The following is an 11633-nucleotide window of genomic DNA, read 5'->3' on the forward strand; positions in this document are numbered from 1 at the left end:
GCCGGGCCGGAGTGCGGGCATGCCGAGCCTAAGCGAGGCACCGAGTGGTGGGGCGAAGACCTTTTGGTTACTTTTGGCTGGGCCGGCATTCCGGGCGTTTGCCAAAAGTGACCCGCTGTAAGAGCGGAACCATAAGCCGCCGTTACCTAAATAACGGATATGTACTCAGCCCACGCCCGAAGTCTGCCTTCCACATCGGCAATGGCCAGGTACACAGTGCCGCTTCGGCCCAACGGTCTTACCCAGCCGTCGATCAGGAACGTGGGCAACAACGTTCAGGTCCCCCTCTAAATACCTGTACAATTTTATTATTTTGTACAAGTATCAGCTATCGAGGCTTCATCTGTATCAAGCCCTCTCAGGGAGAACCGCAATGACCCGTCTATTGGTTTCGCTGGCCCTTGTGCTCGGCCTGAGCAGTTGTGGCAGCGTCGATGTAAAACACTATGCCGACCAGCAACCCCAACTGGACCTGGTGCGCTTCTTCAGCAAACCGGTCAAGGCCTGGGGAATATTCGAAAAGCGCTCAGGTGAAGTCGCCAAGCGTTTCGAAGTGAATATCGCCAGCCGCCGCGAGGGCGAGAACCTGATTCTCGACGAACGCTTTCTCTACAGCGACGGCACTCGCCAAAAGCGCGTCTGGACCCTGACCCCCGACGGCCCGAACCACTGGCGCGGCCGCGCCGACGACGTGGTTGGTGAAGCCAAGGGCGAAGTGGCCGGCAACGCACTGCGCTGGCGCTACATCTTGAGCCTGCCGGTGGACGGCTCCGTCTACGAAGTGAGCCTCGACGACTGGATGTACCTGATGGACGAAGACACGCTGATCAATCGCTCCAGCATGTCCAAGCTGGGCGTCGAAGTGGGCCAGGTGACGCTGTTCTTCCGTCGCCAGTCTTCGCAACCCTGACCGGCAAGGAGTGAATCATGAACCTGCAAACCCTGACCCAACTGGCCACCCAAGGCGATGTACGTGAAATGGAACTGCTCTCCCTGGAAGGCGGTTTCTATCTGGCGCGCGTCCGGCTGGACCATGGCGAGTTCACGTTGCTGGACGCCGCGGCAAAGCCCCTGCACTTTCGCTCCGTCAACCACCTGCGTGACGTATTGCAATCAGTCCCTGCATTCCCCTGCACCCTGGTGCATCAGTGCGTACATGATGAAATGTGCGGCCGGCGTGAAGGGCCCATTGAGGCACTGCGAACGCCCTTTTCCCTGGAAGCGCCCTGGTGACCAAGGCCGTTAGAAACCTGTGCCTGGTGCTGGGCGATCAGTTGTCGTTTGACCTGGCCTCACTGGCCCGGCTGGACAGCCAGCACGATGCCGTCTTGATGGTCGAGGTCATGGAGGAAGCCAGCCATGTACCCCACCATCCGCAAAAAATCGTCCTGATCTTCAGCGCCATGCGCCACTTTGCCGAAGCGTTGCAGCAACGCGGTATTCGGGTGCAGTACGTCGCCCTTGATGACCCGCAAAACACCGGCTCGGTACCGGGTGAGTTGAAGCGCTGGCAGTCGCTGATGCAGCCACGGGAACTGCACCTGACCGAATGCGGCGACTGGCGCCTGGAACAATCCCTGAAAGACTGCGGCTTGCCGATCCAGTGGCATGCCGACAGCCGTTTCCTGTGCAGCCGTGACGAGTTCGCTACTTGGGCCAGCGGCAAAAAACAGCTGCGCATGGAGTTCTTCTACCGGGAGATGCGCCGCAAGAGCGGGCTATTGCTCAACGGTGACGGCACGCCGGTCGGCGGCGCCTGGAACTTTGATGCAGACAACCGCAAGGCGCTGCCCAAGGGCACCAAAGCGCCCTACCCGGCGCGCTTCAGTTCAGACTCCATCACCCAGGACGTGCTGGCGCTGGTGGGTCAACACTTCAGCAGCCACTACGGCGAACTGGACACCTTCGATTACCCGGTAACCCACGCCGACGCTCAGGCGTTGTGGGGTTACTTTCTGGATTACGGCCTGGCCGGGTTCGGCGACTACCAGGACGCCATGGCCAGCGACGAGCCGTTCCTGTTTCACGCCCGTATCAGCGCGGCGCTGAACATCGGCCTTCTGGACCTGCGCCAACTGTGCAGCGACGTGGAGGCAGCCTATTGGTCGGGCAGCATCGGGCTGAATGCCGCCGAAGGGTTTATCCGCCAACTGATTGGCTGGCGTGAATACGTACGCGGCGTGTACTGGCTGAAGATGCCGGACTACGCCGCTGGCAATGCATTCGGCAACAGCCGCCCGCTGCCGGAGTTCTACTGGACGGGCGAGACGCAAATGAACTGCATGCGCCAGGCGATCGGCCAAAGCCTGAAACATGCCTATGCCCATCACATCCAGCGGCTGATGGTCACCGGCAATTTCGCCCTGCTGGCCGGCATCGTGCCCAGCCAGATATGCGAGTGGTACCTGGCGATCTACATGGACGCTTTCGACTGGGTCGAGCTGCCCAACACCTTGGGCATGGTCATGCATGCGGATGGCGGCTACCTGGGTTCCAAACCTTATTGCGCGAGCGGCCAATACATAAAGCGCATGTCGGACTACTGCCGCGACTGTGCGTACAAAGTCACTGAAAGTACCGCTGACAATGCCTGCCCATTCAATGCGCTTTACTGGCACTTTCTGATGCGCCATGGCGACCTGCTGCGGGGCAATCAGCGCATGGCCATGCTCTACAAGAATCTCGACCGGATGCCCGAATCCAAGCAGGACGCGCTGTGGAACCGGGGCCAGAGGCTGCTGGCAAAGCTGGATGCGGGCGAGTCACTTTGAGCGGGCGACTTGGTGTTTGCCGGCACGTTGACCGAGCAGCATCAATCCACCTCCCGTCAGCAGCAAGCCCGCCGCGATAACGATGTAGCCGCCGTACACATCCACACCTTGCACGAGGTTGAGCGTCTGGGAACACACCAGGGTGCCGGTCAGCGAGGCAATGGCCAGCACCGGCGTCACGGTCGCGGAGACTCGGCCCATATAGCCTGCTGGCACGGCCTCTTGCAGCATCGGCCCCTGCACCATGGCAAACACCGAAAAGCACAGCCCGTAGCAGAACATCAGCACCCAGGCCAGGTAAAACGGCGGATGCAACGCATAGCCCAGGTAGCTCAACCCCAGGCACAACAGCGCCACGGTGAACGCGCGTCGAATGCTCAAGGCCTTCAACAGCGGCCGAACGAGAAAGGCCGCCATCAGCCCGCCGACGGGGAATGCGGCGAGTACCAGGCCATATTCACGCGGGCTCAGGCCCAGGGTCTTGAAGGCATACAACGACAAAACGACGTTATTGATGCCCAGGGAAACCCCGTACAACGCCACGCCGGTCAGCAGGGTGCGAATTGCCGGATGCCCCCAGGAAAACCGCAGCCCGTCGAACAATCCGCGCCAAAATGAACTGCGCTTTACCGGCAACGCTGTACCCAGCCCTCGGGTGGCCAGGATACATAGCGCTGAACAGCTGAACGCCAGCACATTGATCAGCAACGCCCAGATCGGCCCCACCCATACAAACAGCGCCGGGCCCACGGAAGCGGAAAGTACCGAAATGCCCGTGAGGGAAAACATCGTCTTGGCCGACGCTTCCACCCGCCGCTCAGCGGGAATGATCACTTGCATGACCGCCTGCCGGGACGGGTTGAAGAACTGCGCGGCGCTGCTGTTCATCACCAGCAACAGCAGCACGCCGGCGAACACTTGCACCTGATCGAGGCCGGACAGCGAATAGATCAGGATAAAAATCAGGAAGTTGATCACCCGGATAGCATCAGCCGTGATCATCACGTAGAGCGCAGGCAGCCGGTCGACCCAGGCACCCGCCAATGGCGCCACCAGCACCCGCGGGATCGCCGAGGCCGCCACCGCCAGGCCCACGGCGCTGGGCAGGAAGGCGCTGTCGCGGAACAGATCGGTCACCAGCCAGACGATGATCGTGCTCTCCAGCACGAACTCGCCGAAGGACGAGAGCGCCTGGCCCAGCCATAAAAGTGAAAAATTGCGGCTGATGAAAAACCCGGCAAACCGGCTTTGCCCTTGATTCGTCCTGAACACCATCCCTTCCCTGTGCGAAACGCTGTGAAATTTTCCGGCCGCTGCGAATTGTTGTGAAGCCGACGATAAATGGCCAATTGCCCATGCTAACGTCGGCTTCGATGTCATCCAATTCATTGAGGGAGCAGCGCCGATGTCTACTACCGTAACACCCGCCGGTGGCGGACCGACCACTCAAAAAGCCTCGACGTCGGTATTCGACGACAAGTTGAATATTTCCAAGTCGAGCAAGGTGATCGCCGATTACATGCGCCAGTCGGGCAAGTCGGCAATTACCAAGCAAGAGCTTTCACAGTTGGCCAGCAATGCTTCGGGCAAGGTCCCCGCCGATGTGAGCGCTGCGGCCCAGTACATGGAACGCCATCCCGACGTGTTCACCGCGATCGAAACCCATGACGTGGCGGGTGCCGATAACCTGTCCGGGGTGTGGAACTTCGACTGGGCAGCCAATGGTGGGCTGAACGGCACGGCGACCGATGCGATCGCCAAGATGCAGGACACCTTTGACTTTGCAATCGCCAAGTCGGCGCTGATCACCGAGATCAGCACCGGCAAAAAGGCCGAGCTGGATTCGACCAAGCAGCGGCCGCAGAACTGAATCTCCAGCCACTACAAAAATCCAGTGTGGGAGCTGGCTTGCCTGCGATGCGGGCACCTCGGTGCTTCAGGTACACCGAGGTGATGCCATCGCAGCCTCGCTAAGGCTCGACAGCTCCCACACTGGATTTGCTTTGCCTGTCAGGTCGTGGTGCTGCCATCAAAAGTGAAACGCAACCCCCGTGGTCACGTTGAGCGCATCCCCTACATAGAAGTTGGCCGAGTCCTGGCCCTTGGCGTCGTACGCGGTGTTGGTGGCCGTGGCATAGCGCTTGTTGGTCAGGTTGCGCGCGTCGACGAACACTTCCCACTTCTTGCTCGGGGCCTCGTAGCCCACCTTGGCGCCCCACAACGTGTAGGACGGGGCACTCAGGGAGTTGGCAAAATCGACGTAATAGCTGGACGCCGCCCTGGCGTTGAGCTGCGCGTAGAAACCGCTGCCCTGGCGATACTCCAGCTCCGCCTGGTAGACCTGACGCGGCAAGCCCGGCAACTGGTTGTCGCCGAACACCCCATCATTGCGATAGTGGAAGTCGTTGAAGGTGTAGGCCTGGCGCAAGGTCACGGTGTCGCCGTTGCCGCCGTCCCACAGTTGCGCATTCAAGCCGGCTTCAATGCCCTGGTGAATCGTTGCGCTGCCGTTGGAGGTGGCCACCAACTGGTCCTGGGTGGCGGTTGCCTGGCGCACCACAACCGACAACAGTTCTTTCTGCACCCACGACCGGTAGACCGTCAGGCTGCCGTCGAAAATGCCGTGGCCGCCGCGAATACCAAACTCCACGGTGTTGGCCTTTTGCGGGCGCACATCGCGGATGTAGGGTGTGCCGGTGCTGCCCAACTGCCAGGTAACGGGTGGATCCACCGAGCGGCTGACGTTGCCGAACACTTCGAATTCCGGGGTCAGCTGGTAGCGCAGGCCGATGCGCGGGGCGACGTCGGTCTCGTCGTATTCGACGCCACTGGGGAACGCGCTGGTATTGGTGCTGGTGCTGTATTCGATCTGCGCCTTGCGCTTGATATCAATCAGCGACAGCCCGGTGGACAGCCATGTACGGTCGTTCAGTTGCAGTTCGTTGCCAAGGGAAAACACCGTGTCCCGGGAGCCGGTGTAGTTGGTTTTCTGCTGGGTGATGCCGGTGGCCTTGCTGTGGGATTTCACATCGGCGAGGTACGCCAGGGTGTTGCTGAAGGTCACGCTGCTGTCGCTGCGCAGGCCGAAGAAGGTGTCGGCGGTGCGCAGGTAGCGCAGGGTCAGGTTGACGTCCTGGGAGCGCCATTCCTGGGGTGTTGGCGAGTAACGCCAGCCGTTGTCCAGCGGGTAGTCGTTGTAGCCCAGGCCGACTTCGAGCTTGGCATTGTCATCGAAGGTGTAGGTGGTGGTGCTGCCCAGCAGGGTCGAGCCGTCCTTCTTGCGCCCGATGGGCACGAGGTTGCTCGTAGGGTCGTGCTTGAGCTGGTATTTGGTCAGGGTATTGCCCTGGCTCAGGGTCTCTTCCTTGTAGCGAATGTAGAAGCGCGTCTCCAGTTGTGGGCTGAACACGTGGCCGAAGTTGGCGACGATCCCCTGCCCTTTGTTCGGCGTGTTGTCCTGATAACCGTCGCGCTCGTTGTGCTGGATGCTGACGTAGTAGTCGTTGTCCCCCTCTACACCGCCGGTGCTCAGTTGCTGCTTGCGATAGCCGAAGCTGCCCGCTTCGAAGCGTGCGTAATTGCCCGGATCGGTGCGGCCGGTCTTGCTCACGAAGTTGATCGCGCCGCCCAGAGACAACGCCGAATAGCGGAAGGCGTTGGCGCCGTAGAGCACTTCGGTGTGGTCCACGGAGGCCATGTCCAGCATGTCTTCCTGGGTGCCGCCGGGGCCGGTCAACGGCAGGCCGTCGTAGAGGAATTTGATCCCCAGCACATAGCCTTGATAGAAGGTGTTGAGGCCCGAACCCCGGATTGAAATCTTGTTGGCGCCCGAGCCGCTGGTGGCCTGGGCGAATACTCCCGGCTGCAACGCCAGCACGTCCTCGGCGTTCGCCGCCCGGCCCTGCTCGATCTTGCGGTTGTCGATCACCGCGGTTTTGCCGGGCACCTTGGCCAGCTGCTTTTCGGCCTTTTGCGCTTCGGTAGCCTCGGCGCCGGTGACCACCACCGTGGCCAGGGTCGGGTCGGTCTGGGCCGCAAAGGCCGCGCCGTGTATCAGCATCAACAGCACACCAAGGCTGGACGCGGTGGCCAGTGACTCAAAACGACGAGCGCGTGGTTCAAACAGTTGCCGCATGGATTAAATACTCCTGGGGTCTCTAATTAGTTGGAGCATCTATTTGTATAGTCGCGCTCTGAATCCAACTTTGCAGGGTTCGTGCCACGTCAAAACATCAATAAACACGGGACCACAACCGTATTTAATCGGCACAGGCGCAACACTTTGCTGGCGAAATGTTCGATTCCCAACAACCGTTAAAAAGACAAATTACTTATATGCTTAATCGATAAAAGCATAACCGGCGCCAGGCCACGCGGGCCTTGGCGCAACTGTCCGAATCCCAACACCTGCGCAACAAAAGTTGTGCTTTTGATAATAGTCGGCCCAGCCCGTAACCACGGAACCGCAAGTTTCCAGCGTGTTTTTACTTGGTATGGCTCTTGCTCTATCAACAGTTGAATAAACCCACTCAAACACGCTCGACTATTAAGCAACGAGGTATTCACGCGTGACGGTCAACTTACTCTGCACCCGCAGGACGCCGCTGGAGATTGCCCGTGACCTGGCGAGCGAATTCGCCCGCACCGCCGTCGACCGCGATGCCAGCGGCGGCACCCCCAAAGCCGAACGCGACAAACTACGCAGCAGCGGCCTGTTGTCCCTGAGCATTCCCGGGCAATTCGGCGGGCTGGATGCCAACTGGTCGGAAACCTTCGAAGTGGTGCGCGAATTCGCCCGGGTCGACAGCTCCATCGCCCACGTATTCGGCTTTCATCACCTGATGCTCGCCACCGTCCGGTTGTTCGCCACGCCCGCACAATGGCAAACCTGGTTCAGCCTGACGGCCAGCAACAACTGGTTCTGGGGCAACACCCTGAACCCCCTGGACACCCGCACGGTGGTCAAGCGCCACACGGGCTGGCGAGAATTCTCGGGGCAGAAGAACTTCTGCTCCGGCGCCAACGACTCGGAGATGCTGATCGCCTCGGCCATCGATGAAAGCGCCGGCGGCAAGTTGCTGATCGCAGCGATTCCCAGCGCCCGCAGCGGGATCATCCTGCACAACGACTGGAACAATATGGGCCAGCGCCAGACTGACAGCGGCAGCGTGACTTTCAAACGCGTACGCGTGGAAGAGTCCGACCTGCTGCTGGACCCGGGGCCGTTGAGCACGCCGTTCGCCTGCCTGCGCCCGCTGATTGCGCAACTGCATTTCGCGAATATCTTCCTCGGCATCGCCGAGGGCGCATTCGAAGAGGCGCGCCAATACACCCTCGAAGAAGCCCGCCCGTGGTTCCGCTCCAGCGCCAGCCACACCACCCAGGATCCCTACATCCTCAGCCACTACGGCGATTTCTGGGTGGCCCTGCAAAGCACCCGCCTGTTGGTGGAGCGCGCAGGTGAGGTATTGGATGCGGCATGGGCCAAGGGTTCGGCGCTGACCAGCGAGGAACGCGGCACAGCGGCGATTGCCATTGCCACCGCCAAAGTCGCCGCCAGCCGCAATGGCCTGGAGTTGTGTAGCAAGGTCTTCGAGGTCACCGGCGCGCGGGCGACCAACGCCTCGGTGGCCCTCGACAGGCACTGGCGCAACTTGCGCACCCAGAGCCTGCATGACCCGCTGGACTACAAGCTTCATGAACTGGGCGAGTGGGCACTGAACGGTACCCCGCCCATCCCGACGTTTTATTCGTAGAGACTGCCATGCAACTGCTGACCCTACCGCCCTCGCCCGCCCTTGCCACCTCCATCCGCGCCACCGCGCAGGTGTTTGAAGACCCCCGGTCCAAAGCCTTGCTCAAGCATGTGCAACAAGTCGCGCCGAGCGAAGCCAGCGTACTGATCATCGGCGAAACCGGCACCGGCAAAGAGCTGGTGGCTCGGCATATCCACAACCTCAGTGGCCGCAAGGCACAGCCGTTCGTGGCGGTGAATTGCGGTGCGTTCTCCGAGTCTTTGGTGGAAGCCGAGTTGTTCGGCCACGAGAAAGGCGCATTCACCGGCGCCCTCAGCGCCAAGGCCGGCTGGTTTGAAGAAGCCAATGGCGGCACGCTGTTCCTCGATGAAATCGGCGACCTGCCGATGTCGATCCAGGTCAAGCTACTGCGGGTACTACAGGAACGTGAAGTGGTGCGCCTGGGTTCGCGCAAAAGTATTCCGATCAATGTGCGGGTACTGGCGGCGACCAACGTGCAGTTGGAAAAAGCCATCAACGCCGGGCATTTTCGCGAGGACCTGTTCTACCGCCTGAACGTGGTCAACCTCGAACTCAGCCCACTGCGGGACCGCCCCGGCGATATCCTGCCGCTGGTGCAGTATTTCATCGACACCTACACCCGCCGCCTGGGGTACGGCGAGGTCATCCTGAGCAAGGACGCCGAGCAACGGCTGGCCACCTACAGTTGGCCGGGGAATATTCGCGAGCTGGAGAACGTCATCCACCATACCCTGCTGATCTGCCGTGACGGTGTGATCCAGGCCGATGACCTGCGCATGTCCAACCTGCGTATCGAACGCCAGGAAGACAGCACCACAGCCCATGACCTGCTCGACCTGGCCTTCCAGCGCCTGTTCGAGGAGCAGATAGACAACCTCCACGAACAGGTGGAACGCAGCCTGCTGACCGCCGCCTACCGGCTGTGCCACCACAACCAGGTGCACACCGCCGAGTTGCTGGGGCTGAGCCGCAACGTGACCCGCACCTTGCTGATCAACCTGGGTGAGCTGAAGGTCAACAAGCGCCGCCCGCTGGCCGGTGCCAAAGACGAGCGGGTACTGCACCTGTCGATCTGACCTGCGCTGCGCGGCGTACCCGGTACGCCGCCTGATCACAGCGCGACTTCATCCAGCGCATCGCTGAACTGGCGACTCCACAACCGCGCATATTGCCCGCCCTGGCGTAGCAGCTGTTCGTGGCTGCCGTCCTCGATCACCCGGCCATTGTCGAACACCAGGATCCGGTCCAGATGGGCCACGGTGGACAGCCGATGCGCCACCACCAGCACGGTCTTGTCTTCCATGATTTCGTCGAGCTTGTCCTGGATAAAGCGCTCGGTGATCGAGTCCAGGCTGGAAGTGGCTTCGTCCATCACCAGGATCGGCGCGTTTTTCAGCAACACCCGGGCGATCGCAATGCGCTGGCGCTGGCCGCCGGACAACTTGACCCCACGCTCGCCCACCAGCGACTCGTAGCCGTGCTCCATGCTGTCGATAAACTCACTGGCGCCGGCGCGGTGGATCGCCTCGGCGACTTCATCCATCGAGGCATCCAGGCGGCCGTAATGGATGTTTTCGCGAATGCTGCGGTGGAACAGGCCGGGCTCCTGGGGAATCAGGCCGATCTGCTGGTGCAGTGAATGCTGGGTGACGTCGCGCACGTCCTTGCCGTCCACCAGCACCTGGCCTTGCTGCACGTCGTAAAGGCGCAGCAGCAAGCTCAGCAGCGTCGACTTGCCGGACCCCGAGGCGCCCACCAGGCCGACTTTCTGGCCGGCGGGAATCACGATATTCAGGTGCTCGAAAATCGGCCGGCCGGCGCTGTAGCTGAAGCCCACATCGCGAAACTCGATATCCCCGCGCTTGACCTGTAGCGCCTTGGCACCGGGTTGGTCGATGACTTCATGGGGGCGAATCAAGGTGCGCACGCCATTAGCGATGTTGCCGGTGGCTTCGAAAAATTCGAGAAAGCGTCGCGACAGGTTTTCGACATCGCTGATGATCAACAACGAAAGGCTGGTGGACATGACAAACGCAGCAATGTCGATACGGTGACTGCGCCACAGGTAGAGCGCCAGCAACAACAGACCCAGCTTGAGCACCACGCCACAGCTGGCCTGGAACCAGCGAATTTTTTCCATGTACCCCAGGGATCGATAGGCAGCCGCCACCTCTTTGTCGAGGAAGGTGCCGAGGTAACTGTGCTCGAACGCATGGCGCGCAAACAGACGGATATTGGCCAGGTTGGAGACCGCATCCACCACCTTGCCGGTACTGGTGCTGCGCGCGGCCGAATACTGCTGGGCCAGAGGATGACTGCGGCGTGCGAGCACGTAGCAGATGGCGATGAACGCCACCGACCAACCCGCCATGAACAGCGCCAACAACGGCGATGCGGTCCATAGCAAGGCCGTGGCCAGGCTCAGCGTCACCAGCAGCGGGATCAGGTCGAACAACAAGATGCTCAGGGTCTGATTCACCCCCAGGGTAATTTCCGCAACCCGATGCGCCAGCGCCCCGGCGAACTCATTGCTGATGAAACGATGGGAATGCTGTTGCAGATAAGCGAACACCACATGCGTCACCGTGCGCCGCTGCAACGGCAAGACGTGGATATGACAGCCTGCGGATGCACGGGTAAACAGTACCTGGCACACCAGTAGCGCGCTTAGCAGTGTCAGTGGCCATTGCAGCACTTCAAAGGCGCGCTCCGCTTCCAGCCCGTTGCTGACGGTGCGCGTAATCTGCCCCAGCCCCCAGGGCGTCAGAATCGAACACACCACGGCGGCAATCTGCAGCAGCAGGATCGCCAGGTACCACCCTTTGAAATGACCGATGAAATGCCGCACAAACGCCGCCGGCGTCGACGGCAAGTGTTGGACATTCCAGGTGCGAAACAATGAAAAAGACGAGCTCATGGCCAATGACATTCCTGAATGACGCCTGTGGCCGCGCAGCTTTCAGGCAAAAAAGAGCGTTCCCACGCTCTGCGTGGGAACGCATCCGGTGACGCTCTGCGTCACGATTTTAACAGCGGACGCAGAGCGTCCAGAGCGGCATTCCCACGCAGAGCGTGGGAACGATCT

9 protein-coding genes are annotated in these 11633 nt (G+C 60.8%); 6 read left to right on the forward strand and 3 right to left on the reverse strand.

What is annotated here, in order from left to right; genetic code table 11:
- The first annotated feature begins 373 nt into the window (after window positions 1–373).
- From SNL23_RS16190 to SNL23_RS16200, 3 genes are read left to right on the forward strand one after another with little or no spacing between them, the layout of a single operon-like run.
- Window positions 374–910 carry a DUF3833 domain-containing protein gene (locus SNL23_RS16190; RefSeq protein WP_318302760.1) on the forward strand — a complete coding sequence of 179 codons (537 nt, stop codon included), beginning with the start codon at window positions 374–376 and terminating at the stop codon, window positions 908–910.
- A 17-nt stretch (window positions 911–927) separates the two neighbouring features.
- The gene (locus SNL23_RS16195; RefSeq protein ID WP_076016020.1) at window positions 928–1233 is read left to right on the forward strand and encodes a DUF6482 family protein; all 306 of its coding nucleotides are present in this window, start codon (window positions 928–930) and stop codon (window positions 1231–1233) included.
- Entirely contained in the window at window positions 1230–2771 is a 1542-nt protein-coding gene (locus SNL23_RS16200; protein WP_318302763.1) for a cryptochrome/photolyase family protein, read from the forward strand. Before SNL23_RS16195 ends, SNL23_RS16200 begins: the two co-directional genes overlap by 4 nt.
- Here SNL23_RS16200 and SNL23_RS16205 read toward each other — a convergent pair.
- Complete coding sequence (locus SNL23_RS16205) at window positions 2763–4043, reverse strand: MFS transporter (RefSeq protein WP_318302764.1); 1281 nt, start codon at window positions 4041–4043, stop codon at window positions 2763–2765. The two genes, SNL23_RS16200 and SNL23_RS16205, sit on opposite strands and share 9 nt — an antisense overlap.
- A 133-nt stretch (window positions 4044–4176) precedes the next feature.
- Between SNL23_RS16205 and SNL23_RS16210 the strand changes: the two genes are divergently transcribed.
- Window positions 4177–4641 carry a hypothetical protein gene (locus tag SNL23_RS16210; protein WP_063031603.1) on the forward strand — a complete coding sequence of 155 codons (465 nt, stop codon included), beginning with the start codon at window positions 4177–4179 and terminating at the stop codon, window positions 4639–4641.
- 159 nt (window positions 4642–4800) lie between these two features.
- On the opposite strand, the gene SNL23_RS16215 is transcribed toward SNL23_RS16210, so the two are convergent.
- Window positions 4801–6906, reverse strand: coding sequence for a TonB-dependent receptor family protein (locus tag SNL23_RS16215; protein WP_318302765.1), 2106 nt, complete (start codon window positions 6904–6906; stop codon window positions 4801–4803).
- Window positions 6907–7339: 433 nt separating this feature from the next.
- Between SNL23_RS16215 and SNL23_RS16220 the strand changes: the two genes are divergently transcribed.
- Entirely contained in the window at window positions 7340–8527 is a 1188-nt protein-coding gene (locus SNL23_RS16220; RefSeq protein ID WP_076016017.1) for an acyl-CoA dehydrogenase family protein, read from the forward strand.
- Window positions 8528–8535: 8 nt separating this feature from the next.
- Window positions 8536–9624, forward strand: coding sequence for a sigma-54 interaction domain-containing protein (locus tag SNL23_RS16225; protein WP_076016016.1), 1089 nt, complete (start codon window positions 8536–8538; stop codon window positions 9622–9624).
- Between the two features lie 35 nt (window positions 9625–9659).
- Here SNL23_RS16225 and SNL23_RS16230 read toward each other — a convergent pair whose 3' ends face one another.
- Window positions 9660–11465 (reverse strand): ABC transporter ATP-binding protein, encoded by a 1806-nt coding sequence (locus tag SNL23_RS16230; RefSeq protein WP_318302767.1) that lies wholly within the window; start codon window positions 11463–11465, stop codon window positions 9660–9662.
- Window positions 11466–11633 lie beyond the last annotated feature (168 nt).

This window comes from Pseudomonas sp. SED1, assembly GCF_034044025.1.
In the GTDB taxonomy this organism is placed as follows: domain Bacteria; phylum Pseudomonadota; class Gammaproteobacteria; order Pseudomonadales; family Pseudomonadaceae; genus Aquipseudomonas.

Excerpts from the sequence above, each read along its gene's own strand:
- SNL23_RS16190 (WP_318302760.1), top strand. The coding sequence starts at position 374 with ATGACCCGTCTATTGGTTTCGCTGGCCCTTGTGCTCGGCCTGAGCAGT.
- SNL23_RS16195 (WP_076016020.1), top strand. The coding sequence starts at position 928 with ATGAACCTGCAAACCCTGACCCAACTGGCCACCCAAGGCGATGTACGT.
- SNL23_RS16210 (WP_063031603.1), top strand. The coding sequence starts at position 4,177 with ATGTCTACTACCGTAACACCCGCCGGTGGCGGACCGACCACTCAAAAA.
- SNL23_RS16215 (WP_318302765.1), bottom strand. The coding sequence starts at position 6,906 with ATGCGGCAACTGTTTGAACCACGCGCTCGTCGTTTTGAGTCACTGGCC.
- SNL23_RS16225 (WP_076016016.1), top strand. The coding sequence starts at position 8,536 with ATGCAACTGCTGACCCTACCGCCCTCGCCCGCCCTTGCCACCTCCATC.
- SNL23_RS16230 (WP_318302767.1), bottom strand. The coding sequence starts at position 11,465 with ATGAGCTCGTCTTTTTCATTGTTTCGCACCTGGAATGTCCAACACTTG.